Source organism: Evansella sp. AB-P1 (assembly GCF_029688925.1).
Classification (GTDB): domain Bacteria; phylum Bacillota; class Bacilli; order Bacillales; family Salisediminibacteriaceae; genus Evansella.
Genome location: NZ_JARUKY010000006.1, coordinates 88,736 through 108,410, shown reverse-complemented (window position 1 = coordinate 108,410; position 19,675 = coordinate 88,736). Strand labels below are relative to the sequence as shown.

Annotated in this window: 15 protein-coding genes; 13 read left to right on the top strand and 2 right to left on the bottom strand. The window is 42.6% G+C overall.

Translation table 11 applies throughout. The features are described from left to right. Positions 1 to 274: 274 nt before the first annotated feature. The 6 genes from QA612_RS07635 (at position 275) to QA612_RS07610 (ending at position 6,986) form a co-directional block, all read left to right on the top strand. The gene (locus QA612_RS07635; RefSeq protein ID WP_278283198.1) at positions 275 to 2,362 is read left to right on the top strand and encodes a (Fe-S)-binding protein; all 2,088 of its coding nucleotides are present in this window, start codon (positions 275 to 277) and stop codon (positions 2,360 to 2,362) included. Between the two features lie 789 nt (positions 2,363 to 3,151). Next, positions 3,152 to 4,330, top strand: a complete 1,179-nt coding sequence (locus QA612_RS07630) for an acetyl-CoA C-acetyltransferase (protein WP_278283197.1) — start codon at positions 3,152 to 3,154, stop codon at positions 4,328 to 4,330. Positions 4,331 to 4,421: 91 nt separating this feature from the next. Then, the gene (locus tag QA612_RS07625; protein ID WP_278283196.1) at positions 4,422 to 5,276 is read left to right on the top strand and encodes a 3-hydroxybutyryl-CoA dehydrogenase; all 855 of its coding nucleotides are present in this window, start codon (positions 4,422 to 4,424) and stop codon (positions 5,274 to 5,276) included. A 115-nt stretch (positions 5,277 to 5,391) separates the two neighbouring features. Continuing rightward, positions 5,392 to 5,538, top strand: a complete 147-nt coding sequence (locus QA612_RS07620; protein WP_278283195.1) for a hypothetical protein — start codon at positions 5,392 to 5,394, stop codon at positions 5,536 to 5,538. A 9-nt stretch (positions 5,539 to 5,547) separates the two neighbouring features. Then, complete coding sequence (locus tag QA612_RS07615) at positions 5,548 to 5,829, top strand: hypothetical protein (RefSeq protein ID WP_278283194.1); 282 nt, start codon at positions 5,548 to 5,550, stop codon at positions 5,827 to 5,829. Further along, positions 5,814 to 6,986 (top strand): acyl-CoA dehydrogenase, encoded by a 1,173-nt coding sequence (locus tag QA612_RS07610; RefSeq protein ID WP_278283193.1) that lies wholly within the window; start codon positions 5,814 to 5,816, stop codon positions 6,984 to 6,986. The genes QA612_RS07615 and QA612_RS07610 overlap by 16 nt, the downstream gene beginning before the upstream one ends. A 114-nt stretch (positions 6,987 to 7,100) precedes the next feature. Here QA612_RS07610 and QA612_RS07605 read toward each other — a convergent pair whose 3' ends face one another. Further along, the gene (locus QA612_RS07605) at positions 7,101 to 7,715 is read right to left on the bottom strand and encodes a hypothetical protein (RefSeq protein ID WP_278283192.1); all 615 of its coding nucleotides are present in this window, start codon (positions 7,713 to 7,715) and stop codon (positions 7,101 to 7,103) included. Between the two features lie 155 nt (positions 7,716 to 7,870). Between QA612_RS07605 and QA612_RS07600 the strand changes: the two genes are divergently transcribed. The 7 genes from QA612_RS07600 (at position 7,871) to QA612_RS07570 (ending at position 18,773) form a co-directional block, all read left to right on the top strand. Next, a complete protein-coding gene (locus QA612_RS07600) occupies positions 7,871 to 9,019 on the top strand; it encodes an acyl-CoA dehydrogenase (protein ID WP_278283191.1) in 1,149 nt (382 codons plus the stop codon). 101 nt (positions 9,020 to 9,120) lie between these two features. Next, the gene (gene meaB, locus QA612_RS07595) at positions 9,121 to 10,128 is read left to right on the top strand and encodes a methylmalonyl Co-A mutase-associated GTPase MeaB (protein WP_278283190.1); all 1,008 of its coding nucleotides are present in this window, start codon (positions 9,121 to 9,123) and stop codon (positions 10,126 to 10,128) included. A 1-nt stretch (position 10,129) separates the two neighbouring features. Continuing rightward, positions 10,130 to 10,798: a TetR/AcrR family transcriptional regulator gene (locus tag QA612_RS07590; RefSeq protein WP_278283189.1), complete on the top strand. Its 669-nt coding sequence runs from the start codon at positions 10,130 to 10,132 to the stop codon at positions 10,796 to 10,798. Further along, positions 10,785 to 14,054: a fused isobutyryl-CoA mutase/GTPase IcmF gene (icmF, locus tag QA612_RS07585; RefSeq protein ID WP_278283188.1), complete on the top strand. Its 3,270-nt coding sequence runs from the start codon at positions 10,785 to 10,787 to the stop codon at positions 14,052 to 14,054. The genes QA612_RS07590 and icmF overlap by 14 nt, the downstream gene beginning before the upstream one ends. Before the next feature lie 1,170 nt (positions 14,055 to 15,224). Further along, on the top strand, positions 15,225 to 15,746 hold the full coding sequence (rpoE, locus tag QA612_RS07580; protein ID WP_278283187.1) for a DNA-directed RNA polymerase subunit delta: 522 nt from the start codon (positions 15,225 to 15,227) through the stop codon (positions 15,744 to 15,746). 344 nt (positions 15,747 to 16,090) lie between these two features. Further along, positions 16,091 to 17,695: a CTP synthase gene (locus QA612_RS07575; protein WP_278283186.1), complete on the top strand. Its 1,605-nt coding sequence runs from the start codon at positions 16,091 to 16,093 to the stop codon at positions 17,693 to 17,695. A gap of 292 nt (positions 17,696 to 17,987) precedes the next feature. Continuing rightward, positions 17,988 to 18,773, top strand: a complete 786-nt coding sequence (locus QA612_RS07570; protein WP_278283185.1) for an alpha/beta fold hydrolase — start codon at positions 17,988 to 17,990, stop codon at positions 18,771 to 18,773. Positions 18,774 to 19,044: 271 nt separating this feature from the next. Here QA612_RS07570 and QA612_RS07565 read toward each other — a convergent pair whose 3' ends face one another. Further along, positions 19,045 to 19,608 (bottom strand): DUF2529 family protein, encoded by a 564-nt coding sequence (locus QA612_RS07565; protein ID WP_278283184.1) that lies wholly within the window; start codon positions 19,606 to 19,608, stop codon positions 19,045 to 19,047. Positions 19,609 to 19,675: the final 67 nt, after the last annotated feature.

Here is a 19,675-nt window from a genome sequence, read left to right as displayed (position 1 = left end):
AAAACGCAGATACGTATTAAGTATTCCCAATTTTACCGGAATCAATCTAATAAATATGTCCCAATTGATGAATGAACGAAGGATTATATTCTCCTCTCTGTGAAAAAAAACTTTTATGAATGAATACTCATTCATAAAAGGATGTGCTATAATCATAACTAAATGAGGATGTTTTCTGAAAATAGAATATATTCATACAAAGGGGTAGTTGCTTCTTTCACACTTGATTTTGTAGGTGGCACTTTTGTTTTTACGAATGAAAGGGGGATGTTTTATGGAGCTAATTATGTTGAATTGGATCTTTTTTGTGCTTGTAACGGGTTATGGTGTTTATTTATTCGGATCCCTTGTGAGGTCTCGGCTAGCGTATATTAAGCTTGGGGAGAGGGCTAATTTTATTTTGTCTGTGAAGGAACGTTGGAAGGCTATTGTAACGATGGTGTTTGGTCAGAAGAAGCTGTTGAAGGATAAGAAGAGTGGGATTATTCATGTGATGCTTTTTTATGGGTTTCTTCTTGTTCAGTTTAGTGCTATTGATGTGATTTGGAAGGGGCTTGTTCCTGGTTCTCATTTGCCGTTTGGGCCTGTGTATCCATATTTTACGTTTTTCCAGGAGCTTGTGGTTGTGATGATTTTGGTTGCGGTTATATGGGCGTTTCATCGTAGGTATGTGGAGAAGCTTGTTCGATTGAAGCGTAATTTTAAGGCTGGTCTAGTACTTATATTCATTGGTGGGCTTATGGTGTCGAAGTTGTTTGCGAAGGGTATGGAGATGATTTGGCTTGGTAAGGAAACGACGGTGGCGGAGCCTATTGCGTCTGGAATTGCAACCGTTTTCAGTGGGATTAGTCCGACGGTGGCAGCTGCTGGCTTTTTCGTTTTTTGGTGGCTACATTTGTTGTTTTTACTTGTATTCCTCGTTTATATTCCTCAATCGAAGCATGCCCATTTAATTGCTGGTCCGGCTAATGTTTGGCTTGGGCCAACTCATAAAAAGGGGCAGCTTGAGGCGATCAATTTTGAGAATGAGGATGCGGAGAAGTTTGGGAAAAATGTGATTGAGGATTTTGACCAAAAGCAGCTGGTGGATTTGTATGCTTGTGTGGAGTGTGGTCGGTGTACGAATGTGTGTCCAGCTACAGGAACGGGGAAGCTCTTGTCGCCGATGGATTTGATTGTAAAAATGCGGGATCATTTAACGGAAAAGGGGGCTGCTGTAACGTCTCAAAAGCCGTGGTTACCTGCTTTTGCTTTTAATCATACGAAGGGAAATCAATTAGCTGCTGCTTCTGCAGGGGCTGGTGTTGCTGGAGATGAGGCGGCTGCTACGGCAGAGTATGATGTGAATCTCATTGGCGATGTGATTACGGAGGAGGAGCTTTGGGCATGTACTACTTGCCGTAATTGTGAGGATCAATGTCCAGTCATGAATGAGCATGTAGATAAAATTATTGATATGCGTCGTTATCTTGTCTTAACGGAAGGGAAGATGGATTCGGAGGCGCAGCGTGCTATAACGAATATTGAAAGGCAAGGTAATCCGTGGGGGATTAATCGAAAGGAACGGGAAAATTGGCGTGATGGTCGCGATGATATTGACGTTCCTACGGTGAAGGAAATGAAAAAGCGTGGAGAAGAGTTTGATTACTTATTCTTTGTTGGTTCTATGGGATCCTTTGATAAGCGTAGTCAAAAAATTGTTCAGTCCTTTGCGAAGGTGATGAATGAGGCTGGCGTGAAGTTTGCCATTCTTGGAAACAAGGAAAAGAATTCTGGTGACACTCCGCGACGTATTGGGAATGAGTTTTTATTTCAGGAGCTGGCAACGGCAAACATTCAGGAGTTTGAGAAAAATAATGTGAAAAAAATTGTTACGATGGATCCTCATGCGTATAACACGTTTAAAAATGAGTATCCGGATTTTGGATTAGAGGCAGAGGTGTATCACCATACGGAGCTAATTTTTGAATGGATTCGTGATGGACGTTTGAAGCCTACGAAGGAAGTAAAGGAAACAATCGTGTATCATGATTCCTGTTATTTAGGTCGTTACAATGATGTGTACGATGCTCCACGGGAGATTTTAAAGGCTATTCCAGGGGTTGAATTAGTGGAAATGGAACGGAATCGTGAAAATGGCATGTGCTGTGGTGCTGGTGGTGGCATGATGTGGATGGAAGAGGATACTGGTGTTCGGGTGAATGAGGCGCGAACGGAGCAAGCGTTAGCTGTCTCCCCATCTGTCATTGGAAGTGGCTGTCCTTACTGTTTAACGATGTTAAGTGATGGGACGAAAACGAAGGAAGTGGAGGAAGATGTTAAAACGTTAGATATTGTAGAGATTGTAGAAAAATCTCTCTGATACTCCCACGACTAAAGCCAGTGGGGTTCTAATATACTGACAGGCTTTTCAAGAGTGCCCTTATCTCTCAAAAGAGAGAGTTTCCACTCAAGCACTAACCTGTTTCTCTTAGAACATCAATGGACGTATAGCGTATAGCTAGGCACTTCGTCAAGCCAGCCTAAAAGACCTCTTGTGTGCTTATCGTTCCGTGTCGGTCGTATCAAACCGATATTTTAAGGACGAACGTTGAAGATTTTACGTGGCAAACGTTATTTATCGCTTCTTGCCACAACTCCATATCTTCAGTTTTCAAAGAACATTTGTACTACTTGTAGAATAGCACAGGCGTTCGTATTATTCAATAATTTAGGCTAAAGCCTACCGAAAATTCATCCCATCTCTAAAGAGGGGCTACGCCCTGCATGGGCTTTCTTTTCGGAAATCTGTAAAAGGTTGTAATAGTAGGAGGATTCTGAATATTCTCATAGAAGTAGTGTGTATAGAGAGGATACGTCTAAAGGTGAAGGGTGGCGTAACAAAGGAAGCTTCACTATTGTCCATTGTCTGAAGAGTATTGTTTAGTGATGGGTGTATTGCGTTCAGGTACCAGAAGCACATAAGCATGAATGTGCAGGTACCTGAATAGGTATGTATATAGATGGTAGTTTGGTAGTTAGAAAGATAGTGTTGAGCTGAAAAAAGGGTTCTAAAATGTAAGCGCTTTATTTTATGTGTAATCTGAATGAACGTTCGATCAGTTTTCTTTGTTTGGTTTCTTTTATAAATGAATCGAAGGAGGACAAGGGGATGGGAAAAACGATCATTGTAAGTGGAGCACGAACACCTATAGGAAAGCTTGGAGGAGGGTTATCTCAATTTTCTGCACCGCAGCTTGGGGGACTGGCGATTAAAGAAGCATTGAATCGAGCAAGCCTAACCGGGGAAGATGTGGAGCATGTGATCATGGGGACGGTATTACAAGGAGGACAGGGACAGCTTCCATCACGACAAGCGATGCATGCTGCTGGTATTCCTTGGGATACAGAGACGGAAACGATAAATAAGGTATGTGCCTCTGGTATGCGAAGTGTCACATTAGGAGATCTCCTTATCCGAAGTGGGGAATATAAAACAGTTGTTGCAGGTGGAATGGAATCCATGAGTCAGGCGCCATTTTTTGTGAAGGGTGCTAGGTTTGGTTTTAAAATGGGAGAACAAAAATTTCATGACATGATGATTCACGATGGTCTTACTTGTACGTTCACGGGTGTTCATATGGGGACGTATGGCAATCACGTGGCAAAGGAGCATCAGCTAAGTCGTGAGGCGCAAGATCAGTGGTCGTATCAAAGTCATCAAAGAGCAACGGCTGCTATGAAGGAAGGGAAGCTGGCAGAAGAAATTGTTCCTGTTGAGGTTCCGCAACGAAAAGGTGATCCGATTGTAGTGAAAGAAGATGAATCTCCTCGTGCAGATACCACAGTGGAAAAGCTAGGGAAACTGAAGCCAGTTTTTGGAGCAGATGGAACAATCACTGCTGGAAATGCGCCGGGGGTCAATGATGGTGCTGCGGCTCTTGTTTTAATGGAGGAGGAAATGGCATCGAAAACAGGGCGGGATGTATTGGCAACCATTATAGGTCATGCCCAAGTGGCGGTGGAGCCAGAGAACTTTCCGAAAACTCCGGGATTAGTCATTAATAAGCTTTTGAAAAAAACAGGGAAGTCCTTATATGATATAGATTTATTTGAAGTGAATGAGGCTTTTGCAGCAGTATCTCTTGTTAGTGGAGAAATTGCTCGTTTGGATCAGTCCAAGCTAAATGTGAATGGCGGGGCTGTTGCCCTTGGTCATCCAATTGGTGCTAGTGGAACGAGAATTATCCTGACACTTGCATACGAATTGAAGCGTCGTGGTGGTGGCGTCGGTATTGCTGCCATTTGTAGTGGTGGGGGCCAAGGGGATGCAGTAATGATTGAAGTGTAGCTGTATTTGTTTCGATAGTTAGGTTTGGTTGTCTTTGAATGTGTGGCTGTTTTTTCTACGTATGTGTGGTGTGTGGACAGAGGGAGGCGTAATGGAAATGAAAAAAATAATGGTTATTGGAGCTGGACAAATGGGCTCAGGAATTGCTCAAGTGTGTGCTGCTCATGGGTATGAGGTCATTCTTCATGATTTGAAGGTGGAGTTTGTGGAACGGGGAATTGCAGGTATTAAGAAACGTCTTCATAGACAAGTGGAAAAGGGGCGACTTTCTGAACCTGAGGTGCAAGTGATTTTAGGAAGGATAGAGGTATCTGATCAGCTTTCGTATGCAGAGAATGCTGATATCGTCATTGAGGCTGCCATCGAAAACATGGAAACGAAGAAAAATTTGTTCGGACAACTAGACGAGCTTGCTCCTCCACGAACCATTTTTGCAACCAACACGTCCTCTCTTCCTATAACTGAAATTGCTGCAGAAACTGCCCGGCCAGACAAGGTCATTGGCATGCACTTTATGAATCCAGTCCCAGTTATGAAGCTTGTAGAAATTATTCGGGGGCTAGCTACATCAGATGAAGTGTTCAAGACTGTGAATAAGTTAGCTGAATCATTAGGAAAAACAACGGTGGAGGTAAATGATTTCCCTGGATTTGTGTCCAACAGAATTCTAATGCCGATGATAAATGAAGCTATTTATTCCGTCTATGAAGGAGTAGCTACACCATCAGATGTGGATAAGGTAATGACATTAGGGATGAATCATCCTATGGGTCCACTGACGCTAGCTGACTTTATTGGACTTGATACATGTCTATCTATTATGGAAACGCTACATGCAGGCTTCGGAGATGATAAATATCGCCCATGCCCGTTGCTGCGGAAGTACGTAACAGCTGGATGGCTTGGGAAAAAAACAGGGCGAGGCTTTTACCATTATGACAAATAGAAAATTGACTGTGGGGATGAAAATTACTCTTATATTACTATCACTTCTTATGTATTTGTAAATATTTAGACGTCTAGTAGGGCTCTATTATACTGCAAATAGGATAAAGGTAGATTTGCAGGCACAGAGGAAGAGTCCAGCGTTCCTACAAAGAGTGAAAAAGAGATTTGCAGGAACGGAGGAAGGGTCCAGCGTTGCTGCAAAGAGTAAAAAAGAGAATTGCAGGAACGGAGGAAAGATCCCCCGTTCCCGCAAAGAGTAAAAAAGAGAATTGCAGGAACAGAGGAAGAGTCCAGCGTTGCTGCAAAGAGAGAAAAAGAGGTTTGCGGTAACAGAGGAAGTGCCCAGCGTTGCTGCAAATAGGATAAAAGTAGCTATGCGGGAAGAAAGAACCCCAAAATGTTGCTGCAAAGAGAGAAAAAGAGATTTGCAGGAACGGAGGAAGTGCCCAGCGTTGCTGCAAAGAGTAAAAAAGAGAATTGCAGGAACGGAAGAAGCAACATTACAGGATAGACGCCAAAAAGGGGAGGTGTCAGTATGGAGTTCAAATTAAATGTGGAACAAGTGATGCTCCGCAACATGGTTCGGCAGTTTGCAAAGGATAGGGTTGCAAAGCAAGTGACAATAATGGAGAAAGAAGACGTATTTCCAAAGGAGCTTGTGAAGGAAATGGGAGAGCTTGGTTTAATGGGGATTCCTATTCCTGAAGCTTACGGTGGAGCAGAAATGGATTATTTGTCGTACGTCATCGCAATTCAGGAGATATCTCGAGTTAGTGCGACAGTAGGAGTCATTCTATCTGTACACACTTCTGTTGGAACAAATCCGATTCTCTATTTTGGGACAGAGGAACAGAAAAACCGTTTCATTCCAAAGCTTGCATCGGGGGAGTTTTTGGGGGCTTTCGCCTTAACAGAGCCCAGTGCTGGAAGTGATGCAGCAAATCTAAAGACTACCGCTGTAAAACAAAGGGATCATTATAAGCTGAACGGGACTAAAGTTTTTATAACAAATGGTGGCGTGGCAGACACCTACATTGTTTTTGCAAAAACAAGTTCTCGTAGCTCAACGGAAGAGCTAACTCCATCAAGGGATGGAGCCAACGATGTAACAGCTTTTATAGTAGAAAAGAACACCCCTGGCTTACGTTACGGTGCTATTGAGAAAAAAATGGGGTTAAAAGGTTCTAATACAATGTCCATTTCCTTTGATGATGCCGTTGTTCCTGTTGAAAATCGATTAGGAAATGAGGGGGAAGGCTTCAAAATTGCTTTAGCAAATTTAAATGCAGGTCGGATCGGTATTGCTGCACAAGCCTTAGGAATTGCGGAAGGAGCCTTAGAGGCGGCAACTCAATACGGAAAGGATCGAAAGCAGTTTGGTGTGGCCATTGGCAAGCAGCAAGGTATTTCATTTAAGTTAGCGGACATGGCAACAAAGGTGGAGGCAGCAAAACTACTAACCTATCGAGCTGCAATGCTGAGAGAACAAGGATTGCCATGCATAAAGGAAGCGTCGATGGCAAAAATGTTTGCTTCCAACACAGCGATGGAAGTAGCAGTAGAAGCGGTGCAGGTTTTTGGTGGCTACGGCTATACGAAGGAATACCCTGTAGAACGATTTTTCCGAGATGCCAAAGTAACACAAATCTATGAAGGAACCAACGAAATCCAGCACATTGTAATAAGTAAGGAGTTGTTAAGAGGATAGACGGTCCATGCAAGTGGAGATTTTGCACCATGGGGAAAAAATATTCTAACTAAGAGGAGTTCATCCGTTGCTGGCAGGCGCTTTCCGTGGGGCACGGCCTCAACTTCCTAGCACTTACTCGGTAAGTGCTAGGGGATTTTCGACTCGCGCTGATTCCACTAAGTCGTCGCCTTCCACTCCTGAACCATCTATTTTCAGTAGACGAAAGTAAGAGTCGGCCATTGTTCCTGCAAATGGAAAAAAGAGGTTTGCAGGCGTATAGAAGCGAGCCAATGAGCCTGCAAATGGCAAAAAGAGGTTTGCAGGCCGATAGAAGGTCGCCAATGAGCCTGCAAAAGGAAAAAGGAGATTTGCAGGCGTATAGAAGGTGGCCAATGAGCCTGCAAAAGTGAAAAAGAGGATTGCAGGCATATAGAAGGTGGCCAATGAGCCTGCAAAAGTGAAAAAGAGGATTGCAGGCATATAGAAGGTGGCCAATGAGCCTGCAAAAGTGAAAAGGAGATTTGCAGGCGTATAGAAGCGAGCCAATGAACCTGCAAAAGTGAAAAGGAGATTTGCAGGCGTATAGAAGGTGGCCAATGAGCCTGCAAAAGTGAAAAAGAGGATTGCAGGCGTATAGAGTCGGCCATTGTTCCTGCAATAGGAAAAACAGCATTTACAGTAACATAGGAAGAAAAAAGCAAATTTGCAGGCACGTAGAAGGTGGCCAATGAGCCTGTAAATCAACATTGCGCAGGATCTCGATCGTTAAACCGTCTTCTTCACTATCACATATCATGAATATTTAGAATTGCCAGTTGTATGTAGTGCACACTTTATTATCTACCTACAAAAGAATTGATGCTCGAAAAATAGAAACATGGAGGAATGGGAGGGAGTAGACAATGCATTTTCAATTATCTGATGAACAAGAAATGATCCGAAAAATGGTTCGTGATTTTGCTGAGAATGAAGTAGAACCAACAGCAGCTGAACGAGATGAATGGGAGAGATTTGATAGAGAGATATTTAACCAAATGGCAGAGCTAGGCTTAACAGGGATTCCTTGGCCTGAAAAATATGGTGGCATTGGTGGCGACTATTTAAGTTATGTCATTGCAGTGGAAGAATTATCACGAGTATGTGCCTCAACAGGAGTCACCTTATCCGCACATATTTCTTTAGCTGGATGGCCTATTTACACATACGGAACGGAGGAGCAAAAGGAGAGGTTTTTAAAGCCAATGGCAGAAGGGACAAAGCTAGGAGCTTATGGTTTAACAGAGTCTGGTTCTGGTAGTGATGCGGCGAATATGAGAACAACAGCAGTAAAAGATGGGGATGACTATATTTTAAATGGGTCAAAAATTTTCATTACCAACGCAGGGGAGGCAGACATATATGTAGTTTTTGCCTTAACAGACCCTGACACTGAAAAAAAACATAAGGGATGCTCCGCATTTATTGTAGAGAAAGGAACAGAAGGCTTTTCAATGGGAAAAAAAGAGAGCAAACTGGGCATTCGTTCCTCTCCTACATTGGAGATAATCTTTGATCAATGTCGTGTGCCAAAGGAAAATCTTCTTGGTAACGAAGGGGACGGATTTAAGATCGCAATGAAAACCCTTGATGGAGGTCGGAACGGCATTGCTGCTCAGGCAGTAGGGATTGCGCAAGGGGCATTAGATGCTTCCGTTCGTTATGCAAAAGAAAGAAAGCAATTCGGTAAAGCTATCGGAGCTCAACAAGGAATAGCCTTTAAGCTAGCAGATATGGCAACAAAGGTGGAAGCCAGTAGACTACTAACCTATCAAGCTGCTTGGCGTGAAAGTAAGGGCTTTTCATATGGAAAGGAATCCGCTATGTCTAAGCTGTTCGCAGGGGATTCGGCAATGGAGGTAACGACGGAAGCGGTGCAGGTTTTTGGTGGCTACGGCTATACAAAGGAATACCCTGTTGAACGGTATATGCGAGACGCAAAAATTACCCAAATTTACGAAGGGACAAACGAGATTCAACGATTAGTTATATCAAAAATGCTGTTACAGGATTGACAGTTTTTTCCTACTAATGAAAACAACAACGTCGCCCCATGATGCGGCAACACCATCCCCCATGATGCGACCGATCATTAAATACGATTAGGAGGTGAGATATGGTGGAAGAACGAGAGATTAATAATTTAGTAGAGAACATCATTAAGGGTAATCACCGAGCTATCGCAAAGGCAATTACATTAATGGAAGATCGGGCACCAGAGCACCGTCACCTCCTGTCTCGCCTCTACGGACATATGCAACAACAAACAACACATAAAGTTAACAACAACTCACAAATCATCGGTGTAACAGGTTCCCCAGGTGCTGGTAAAAGCACCATTGTGAATGGGCTTGTGCAGAAGTGGCGCAGCAAAGGGAAAAAGGTTGCCATTATTGCAGTAGATCCAACTAGCCCTTTTTCGGGAGGAGCTCTTCTTGGAGATAGAGTAAGAATGCGAGATCACGAAGAGGATGACCATGTTTTTATCCGAAGCATGGGCACAAGAGGTAGCTTGGGGGGGCTGTCGGATGCGTGCCAGGATGTTGTCCGCGTAATCCAAGCAGCTGGATTTCACTACATTGTCGTTGAGACTGTAGGGGTTGGCCAAGCGGAACTAGATATTATGAAGACAGCTGATACGATCGCACTCGTTTTATATCCTTCTGGAGGAGACATTATTCAGGCTTTTAAAGCAGGGATTATGGAGATTGCTGATCTATTTATCATTAATAAGGCAGATTTACCAGGTGTCCCTCAGCTGAAGGGAGAGCTTGAAGACTTGCTTCATATTACGGATCGGGAGGAAAAGTGGAAGCCGCCGATCCTTCAAACCATTTCCACGGAAAAACACGGACTTGTTGAGGTTGCAGAGGCCATAGAAAAACATGGAAACTACCTAATTGATTCAGGATTAATCTCCGAACGACGTATCAGTCAGAAGGAGCAAGAAATTCTACGAAGACTGAAAGAACGGTTTTCCCATGAGATTGCTCCTATTCTGAAGGAAACGCTTCAGATGGCAGCAGACTCCGAAAAAATAATGGAGCAGGATCCGTATGATACTGCTGAAAAAATATACGAAAAATGGCGTCAAGAAATGAACAAAAAGAAAGGAGGAGGGTAAGGTGAAGAAGAAGGAGGTTCCTTCCATAGTTAAGGATCAACAGCTTGTGAAAAAAAGACGGCAGCAAATTGTAAACTCCGCTGTTCAGCTTTTCAATAAAAAGGGGTATCACGGCACCACAACGCGAGAGCTTGCAAAGGTTTCGGGCTTTAGTATTGGAACACTCTATGAATATATTGGATCGAAGGAAGACATTTTGTACCTCGTATGTGATGCAGTGTATGACGAGGTGATGGAAAAACTGGACAGCCTCATGGATAAAAATCTTGAAGGAAAGGAACGCCTCGAACAAATCATTCATTCCTACCTTCGGGTAATGGACGATATGCAGGACGAAGTGCTCGTCATGTATCAGGAATCGAAATCCTTGTCGAAAGAGGCGTTAAACTACGTCCTTCAGAAGGAACGAAGGATGAAGGCAATTTTCGAAAAAAATATTAGAGATTGTTTGGAAAAAAACAGTATTAAACTCGCTGACGAAGAAGTTTCCCTTTCCTGTCACAACATCCTCATTGCGGGGCATATGTGGACATTTCGGAGGTGGGCTATACAGAAGGAATACGATATTGACACCTATTGTAAATGGCAAATAAAGCAATTGTTTCACGGTTTTACAAACGTAGACATGCAGATCGCGGAGTCAGGGAGGGAAACGTATGAAAAACTATAAACCGAAGCATCCAGTCCGCTTTGTAACAGCGTCAAGCTTGTTCGATGGGCATGATGCTTCTATTAATATTATGAGACGAATGCTACAAGCTTCTGGAGCAGAGGTCATACATCTGGGGCATAATCGATCAGTAGATGAGATAGTCCAGGCAGCTATTCAAGAGGACGTTCAAGGGATAGCGGTGTCTTCCTATCAGGGGGGGCATGTGGAGTACTTTAAATATTTGTATGACCTTCTTCAGGAACGTGGTGCCTCCCATGTGCAAATGTTTGGCGGTGGTGGAGGTGTCATTATTCCTGCTGAAATAAAGGAACTTCAGGAATATGGTATTCGTCGTATTTATTCTCCGGAGGATGGGCGTCAGCAGGGGCTCCAGGGAATGATCGATGAAATGATGGAGATCTGTGACTTCCCGTTAGATGACTTGTCTCATGTGAAGGAGGAGGCTGTTTTAAATGGTGAGATGGGGGCTGTTGCCCGGTTGATTAGTGTTGGTGAGAATAGTGGTCTTGATGCCAAGGGTATTTCTCAGGAGCTTTTTGCTTTAGTTGATAGGGATGACAGGGCTTCTGTTTTTCCAAACAAAAAGAGGGCTCCAGTTGTTGGGATTACTGGGACTGGTGGTGCTGGGAAGAGTTCGTTGACGGATGAGTTGGTGCGGCGGTTTCTTCGGGTGTTTCCTGATCGGCGTTTGGGGATTTTGTCGGTGGATCCGACAAAGAAGAAGACGGGTGGTGCGCTTCTTGGTGATCGGATTCGGATGAATGCTATTCATTCTTCTTGTGTGTTTATGCGGTCGATGGCGACGCGTGATAGTGGGCGGGAGTTGTCGAGGGGGATTGGTGAGGCTCTTCGTGTGATGGGGGCTGCTCCTTTTGATTTGGTTATTGTGGAGACGAGTGGGATTGGTCAGGGGGATGCGGCGATTACGGATGTGGCGGATGTGTCGTTGTATGTGATGACGAGTGAGTTTGGTGCGCCGTCGCAGCTGGAGAAGATTGATATGATTGATTTTGCGGATTTGGTTGCTATTAATAAGTTTGATCGGAAGGGGTCGGAGGATGCTCTTCGGGAGGTTCGGAAGCAGTATCAGCGTGGGCATATGTTCTTTGATCGGTTGCCTGAGGAGATGCCGGTGTTTGGGACGATTGCTAGTCAGTTTAATGATCCGGGGACGAATCGGTTGTTTTATGAGTTGATGGGTGTGTTGGGCGCTAAGTTTGGTGATTGGTGGAAGACGGATTTTGGGGCTGATGATACGGTTACGTTGAAGAAGGTGATTATTCCTCCTGAGCAGATTCATTATTTGCGGGAGATTGGTCAAACGGTTCGGGGGTATCATGGGGAGACGGTGATGGAGGTACAGCGGGCGCGGCGGTTGTATCAGGTTGAAGGGACCATTGCGGCATTAGAGGAACAGAAGGTGGATGTGGTAGATGTTGGTCAGCTGCAGGAGCTAGAGACTGCTTTTCGTGAGGGGTTATTGGAGGAGTCTCGGGAGGTGTTGGCTGGCTGGGAGAAAAAGAAGGCTGCTTATCGTCAGGATCGGTTTGTGACGAAGGTTCGTGATAAGGAGATTGTGACGGAGCTTAAGACGGTGAGCTTGTCTGGTTTGGAGATTCCCAAGGTTGCGCTGCCGAAGTTTGAAGACTATGGGGAGATTTTGCGGTGGGTACGAAGTGAGAATGTCCCTGGGGAGTTTCCTTATACGGCGGGGGTGTTTCCTTTTAAGCGTAAGGGGGAGGATCCGAAGCGGCAGTTTGCTGGAGAGGGTAGTCCTAGTCGTACGAATCGTCGGTTTCATTATTTGTCGAAGGACGATGAGGCGAAGCGGTTGAGCACGGCGTTCGATTCGGTCACGTTGTACGGGGAGGATCCTGATTATCGTCCGGATATTTATGGGAAGGTTGGAGAAAGTGGTGTAAGTATTTGTACGTTGGATAATATGAAGGAGCTTTACGAGGGTTTTGATTTGTGTGCTCCTACTACGTCTGTGTCGATGACGATTAATGGTCCTGCTCCGATTATTTTAGCGATGTTTATGAATACGGCTATTGTTCAGCAGGTGGATGCTTTCACGATGCAAAATGGTCGTGAGCCGAATGAGGTGGAACGGGAGCAGCTGAAGGCTTATACGTTGTCTACTGTTCGGGGGACGGTGCAGGCGGATATTTTGAAGGAGGATCAGGGGCAGAATACGTGTGTGTTTTCTACAGAGTTTGCGTTGCGGATGATGGGGGATATTCAGCAATATTTTATTGATCATAAGGTTCGTAATTACTATTCTGTTTCGATTAGTGGCTATCATATTGCAGAGGCTGGAGCTAATCCTATTAGTCAGCTTGCCTTTACGTTAGCAAATGGGTTTACGTATGTGGAGTACTATTTGAGTCGTGGAATGGATATTGATGAGTTTGCGCCTAATTTGTCCTTTTTCTTTAGTAATGGGTTGGATCCGGAGTACACGGTGATTGGTCGAGTGGCCCGTCGTATTTGGGCTGTGGCGATGCGGGAAAAATATGGTGCTAATGAACGGAGTCAGAAGCTGAAGTATCATATTCAGACGTCAGGTCGGTCGTTGCATGCTATGGAAGTAGACTTCAACGATATTCGGACGACGCTGCAAGCATTGCTTGCGTTATACGATAATTGTAATTCGTTGCATACGAATGCGTACGATGAAGCGGTGACAACGCCTACGGAAGAGAGTGTTCGCCGTGCGATGGCGATTCAGCTTATTATTACGAAGGAAATGGGTCTTGCGAAAAATGAAAATCCCTTTCAAGGTTCTTTTATTGTGGAGGAGCTTACTGATTTGGTGGAGGAAGCAGTGTTGCAGGAACTAGAACGGATGAACGATCGTGGTGGGGTTCTAGGTGCTATGGAGACACAATATCAGCGTGGAAAAATTCAGGAGGAGTCTCTGTTATATGAGACGTTGAAGCATAATGGGGACTTGCCGATCATCGGGGTGAATACGTATTTGAATCCGAAGAAGGATTCGGAGGATGAGGAGTTTGATATGGAATTAGCCCGTGCTACGAAAGAGGAAAAAGAGGGACAAATCAAACATGTGAATGACTTTAAAGATAGGCATAGGGAAGCTGGTGAAGCTGCATTGGAGAGGCTACGGCAGGTTGCTTTAAATGGAGGTAACTTGTTTGATGAATTGATGGAAACGGTTAAAGTAGCTAGTCTTGGACAAATTACCGGGGCTCTGTATGAGGTTGGGGGACAGTATCGACGGAATCTGTAGTTTGGGTTTGGTAGCAGGGTGGTGTGGGTGGCGCTGTGTGGTGGTTGTGTTGTGATTTGTTGAGATGTGGTGATGTGGTGTTGTGGTGTTGTGGGATTTACAGTTGTGGTTCTGTCGTATAAGCTAGCTTTTCGATTACCGCAAATCGTGATTTTTGAGGTTAGCGGTTGTTTAGCTGAAAAAAGAAGTGCTAATGTTCGATATAGATATTCTCCATTTTCATGACAGGCTACCAGCTGATCCTGCAAAAGGAGGAAGAGATGCATAACGACAAGAAGGGCATAGCGATAAGAAGGGCATAGCGATAAGAAAGGGGCACCAGTGACCCCGCAAATAGAGAAAAGAAGTCTTGCAGGAACAGAGGATTGGGCCCGTGACCCTGCAAATGGTGAAAAGAAGTTTTGCAGGAACAGGGGATTGGGCCCGTGAGCCTGCAAAAGGTGAAAAAGAGTTTTGCAGGAACAGGGGAATCGTCCCGTGACCCCGCAAATAGAGAAAAGGAGTTTTGCAGGAACAGAGGATTGGGCCCGTGACCCTGCAAATGGTGAAAAGAAGTTTTGCAGGAACAGAGGATTGGGCCCGTGACCCTGCAAAAGGTGAAAAGGAGTTTTGCAGGAACAGAGGAGCCATCCAATGAACCTTCAAATCATAACAAAATGGAGAGTAACGATCGTCTAGCAGTTAGTTGTCTTCAATTAGCACATATCATAATTTTGAAGAATTGCCAGTCGTATTGCACACTTTTTTTGCTACATCTGCAATGTTTTGTTCTGAAGTTTCATTTATTAACGTTCACACTTTGCACCATTACTGTATAGAAGTGAAGGGTCTTCTTTTATTGCTGTTCCTGCTTGAGTTACTGCCTTTCACTCCAAAAACAAATCTTATTTCAGCGCAGAAGGTAAAAATAACAAGAAATATTGGAATGTACTGGCATAATTATAGGAGATGTGTTTATAATGAAAGGTATGTATTTCAATGATAGATTGACATCTTTGTATGAATTCCATATAGTGTTTTTACAGAATGAAAGAGGTAGAATAATCTTGCAATGTAGCTGATACACTACAAGGCTAGTGTTTCATATGTGCATTCGTTCATAGCTGGCTTTTTGCAAAGGATTTGGACAGCCTCTTAATAGAAACTTTTCCCCGAAAGGATGTGCTAGTTGTGAGCATCAAACAATACACGGAGTTGCAATTAAAAGAAACATCTATGATTGAACTTGCTTATGACCTTTTATTGGAGACTAATAATCCTATTAATTACCACTCTTTATTAAAGGATGTTGCAGGTAAAAAAGGGATGACAGAAGAGGCAATGAAGAACCGTATTGCTAACCTTTATGCAGAAATGTCCATGGATGGTCGTTTCGTAAATCTAGGTGACAATCAGTGGGGGCTTCGATCATGGTTCCCATTTGATAAAACAGAGGAAGAGCTTTCTCAAACCAATAAGCCACGTAAGAAAAAGCGTAAGGATGAAGATGAGGAAGAGGAAGAAATCTATCTAGAGGATGAAACGGAAGATTTTGACGAGTTTGAGGATCTAGAGGATGAGTTAGATGAGTTGGCAAATGAAGAAGACGAAGATGAGGATTTCGATGAGGAAGACGAAGATTTAGACGAAGACTTGGACGAAATTGATGAGGATGAGGAACCTGTTTCGGAAGAAGACGATGAACTCCTGTAATTGCTCTTGACTTTTGCTCAAGATATAGCTAAAATCATTTTTGGGCTTCACATTTTAGAAAAAAATAAGATCGACAAATAGAACAACAGTGCCCCCTTATTTTTTGGGGACGGCAGCTGTTGTTTTTTTATTTAGATAATCGAGAAGCTAAGTTTTTTCATAAAAAACTTCATTATTGTGGAATGATAAGAATTAAGTTGTAGCGGAGGATTATTTTTTTACGAAAGGTGTATAAGGATTAGAACGACCAATATTTACCAGGCTGGATAATCATTATGAAACATTAGTAATAGGTAAATATAGCCCAATATAAAATAAATTAATATAAAGTGAGGGTACTAAACATGGCAACAAAGTATATTTTTGTTACAGGTGGTGTCGTATCATCCTTAGGTAAAGGGATTACTGCAGCATCTTTAGGGAGACTGTTAAAAAACCGAGGTTTAAAAGTAACGATTCAAAAGTTTGATCCGTATATTAATGTGGATCCTGGAACAATGAGTCCATATCAGCACGGGGAAGTATTTGTTACGGATGATGGTGCGGAAACGGATTTAGACTTAGGACATTATGAACGTTTTATTGATATTAATTTAGGTAAATACAGTAACGTAACTACAGGGAAAGTGTATTCCTCTGTGTTGAAAAAAGAACGACGTGGTGATTACTTAGGAGGGACTGTTCAAGTAATTCCTCACATTACGAACGAAATTAAGGAACGAGTTTACCTTGCAGCTAAAAATGGTCACCCAGATGTTGTCATTACGGAAATTGGTGGAACAGTAGGGGATATTGAAAGCTTGCCATTCCTTGAAGCTATAAGACAAATTAAAAGTGATGTTGGAGCTCAGAATGTCATGTACATACACTGTACACTCATTCCATATTTAGCTGCAGCTGGAGAAATGAAATCGAAGCCAACACAGCATAGTGTAAAGGAGCTTCGTAGTCTTGGTATTCAACCAAACGTTATTGTAGTTCGTACAGAACGACCTGTTCCAGAAGATATGAAGGACAAGATTGCCTTATTCTGTGACATTGAAAAGAATGCTGTCATTGAAGCGAGAGATGCAGAAACTCTTTATGAAGTACCACTTGAGCTGCAAAAACAGCACCTTGACGATTACGTATGTAAATTCCTTGGATTGAATTGTCAAACGGCAGATATGACAGAATGGAAAGAACTTGTTAAAAAAGTGAAAAACCTTTCTGGAAAAGTGAGAATCGCATTAGTAGGAAAATACGTGGCACTTCAAGATGCCTATTTGTCTGTAGCAGAAGCTTTAAAGCACGCTGGATACCATTATGATACAGATATTGAAATTGACTGGGTACATTCTGAGGATGTAACACGTGAAAATGTTGCGGAATTAATTGGTGAGGCAGACGGAATCCTAATCCCAGGTGGTTTCGGAGATCGTGGGATTGAAGGGAAAATTGCAGCTATTGAATATGCACGTGTAAACAAAGTGCCAATGTTAGGTATTTGTTTAGGAATGCAGCTAGCATCTATTGAATATGCTCGTAACGTTCTTGGTTTAGATGGAGCAAATTCCTCAGAATTAAATCCAGAAACGAAATATCCAATTATTGACTTATTACCTGAGCAAAAGGATATTGAGGACTTTGGGGGAACCCTTCGTCTTGGCCTTTATCCTTGTAAGCTACAAGAAGAAACAATGGCATTTAAAGCTTATGAAGAGCAGGTTGTTTATGAACGCCACCGTCATCGTTATGAATTTAATAATGAATACCGCGAACAAATGGAAGAGAATGGATTTATTTTTTCAGGGACAAGCCCAGATGGTCGTCTAGTGGAAATTGTAGAGATTGCGGATCACCCATACTTTGTTGCATCTCAATTCCACCCTGAATTTGTATCAAGACCAACTCGCCCACAACCGTTGTTCCGTGAATTCATTAGTGCAAGTATCGCTAACAAAAAATAATAATCACTATTTTTCATTTAAACCCGCGCTGCCGTTTATTAAAACGTCGTGCGGGTTTTTTGTAATTGTTGATAGTGAAGATTAAGTGGAGAAACTGTTTTTTTATACTTTTTACAATGGACATATAGGATGCAATCCGTGATTCTGTTATAATATCTACGTATCTGTGAAAAAAAGAAGCGATGTTTTACAAAGTTAATTTTATAGAATAAATCAGGATAAGCCTCTCGAAGATCATCTTTTAACTAAAGCGCGTAAAAAGATAATAAATCTAAAGTGAGGAGTAGGGTTTGTGTTACATTTTAAACAATATGTTGTTAATGCTAATCAGCCTTGGGTAACTCTCATACATGGTGCTGGAGGAAACTCCAACACATGGTTTAAGCAAGTAAAGGAGTATAAAAAACATTTTAACGTTTTATTAATAGATTTAAGAGGTCATGGTAAATCGGATCAGATGATTTGGAAAAAAGGAGATACATTTGTTCAAGTAGCTGATGATGTGATTAAAGTCCTTGATCATTTAAAAATAAAATCAGCACATTTTATTGGTATGTCTCTAGGTACAATTATCGTCCAAACAATCGCCCAAAAGCATCCAAAACGAATTACTTCTATGATTCTCGGTGGGGCAGTAATTAAAATGAACGTTAGGACAAAAATTTTAATATCTTTAGGGAATTTGTGTAAGCACATTATTCCATATATGTGGCTATATCGTTTCTTCGCATGGGTAATTATGCCGAAGAGCAATCATTTAGAGTCCAGGAATGTGTTTGTTAGCCAGGCGAAAAAAATGTGTCAAAAGCAGTTTATTCGATGGTTTACATTAACAAGGGCAATCAACCCTTATTTAAGAAGGTTGCAAAACAATTTTTATAATATCCCTACCTTATTTGTAATGGGAGAAGAAGACTATTTATTTTTGCCCTCAGTGGAGGAACTAGTCAAACAAAACGAAAACTTAACCCTTCAACGAATCGAAAATTCAGGACACGTTTGCAATATTGAACAACCCCAGGAATTTAATCAAATCACGATAGAATTTATGCAGAAATCACTACCGGAAACGGCTTAACATAACTAATGATAATAGACTGGCGTTGGCCCGCACAGGTCTATGCTATAAAACGGAATATAAAAGAAGAGGATGACGGTTATGCGTCGTCCTCTTTTTTTTGTAACGTTTAGAAGGCGGAATGCTCATAGAACGGCGGAACCTGCTCATAGGAAGGTAGAACCTGCTCATAGGAAACAAACTTGCTCATAGAAAGCCAAAACCTGCTCATAGAACACCCAAACCTGCTCATAGACCGCCCCAACCCGATCATACTAGTGCAATGTCGTTACTAGTTTTCCTCTTCGAAGTATCCATGCTCTTCTAAAAATTCCATTGTGGTTAAGTACAATAAGTAATAAATATGGAGCCCTACTAATAGGTGTGGATGTCCAAGAAACTGGCCCGATTCAGTAGGTACTAATCCTCTTTTCACACCTGTTGAGAAAAATAGGTCACATTTTTCACCCCAGGAGGTGTCATTATTACTTTCGGCTGGAGAAGTAGCGGCCAAATTCCTCTCAGAACTAACACCGATCACGTTGCAAGGGACTTCCTTAGCTGTTGACACTACATGATCTGCCCACTGGCTATGTGGATCGGGAGAAAAAACAATCACGGTGTCTAGTTGTTGGGTAGAATGTCCTCCTATTGTTCCTTCCATTATATTAGGAAAGGAATCCTCTCCTTCCACAGCTTGATGAATAATGCCTTTCATTTCTTTTTCCCCGAAAATCCAAACTTTTCCTTCGCTTATAATACTTTGAGCAATCATACGTGCAGCATCTTCAAGCTCATCCTCTATGTCTGTGAAACGGTTCAACAGGCCCTGCACTTGCGTTTGAAATATCTTCATTATCTATACCCCTCTTACTAATGATATGGTAAAAATGTCAATTTACTGTTCGAAATAATTGTTTTGT

Excerpts from the sequence above, each read along its gene's own strand:
- QA612_RS07600 (WP_278283191.1), top strand. The coding sequence starts at position 7,871 with ATGCATTTTCAATTATCTGATGAACAAGAAATGATCCGAAAAATGGTT.
- QA612_RS07610 (WP_278283193.1), top strand. The coding sequence starts at position 5,814 with ATGGAGTTCAAATTAAATGTGGAACAAGTGATGCTCCGCAACATGGTT.
- QA612_RS07565 (WP_278283184.1), bottom strand. The coding sequence starts at position 19,608 with ATGAAGATATTTCAAACGCAAGTGCAGGGCCTGTTGAACCGTTTCACA.
- icmF (WP_278283188.1), top strand. The coding sequence starts at position 10,785 with ATGAAAAACTATAAACCGAAGCATCCAGTCCGCTTTGTAACAGCGTCA.
- QA612_RS07575 (WP_278283186.1), top strand. The coding sequence starts at position 16,091 with ATGGCAACAAAGTATATTTTTGTTACAGGTGGTGTCGTATCATCCTTA.
- QA612_RS07625 (WP_278283196.1), top strand. The coding sequence starts at position 4,422 with ATGGAAATGAAAAAAATAATGGTTATTGGAGCTGGACAAATGGGCTCA.
- QA612_RS07635 (WP_278283198.1), top strand. The coding sequence starts at position 275 with ATGGAGCTAATTATGTTGAATTGGATCTTTTTTGTGCTTGTAACGGGT.
- QA612_RS07605 (WP_278283192.1), bottom strand. The coding sequence starts at position 7,715 with ATGTTGATTTACAGGCTCATTGGCCACCTTCTACGTGCCTGCAAATTT.
- meaB (WP_278283190.1), top strand. The coding sequence starts at position 9,121 with ATGGTGGAAGAACGAGAGATTAATAATTTAGTAGAGAACATCATTAAG.
- QA612_RS07630 (WP_278283197.1), top strand. The coding sequence starts at position 3,152 with ATGGGAAAAACGATCATTGTAAGTGGAGCACGAACACCTATAGGAAAG.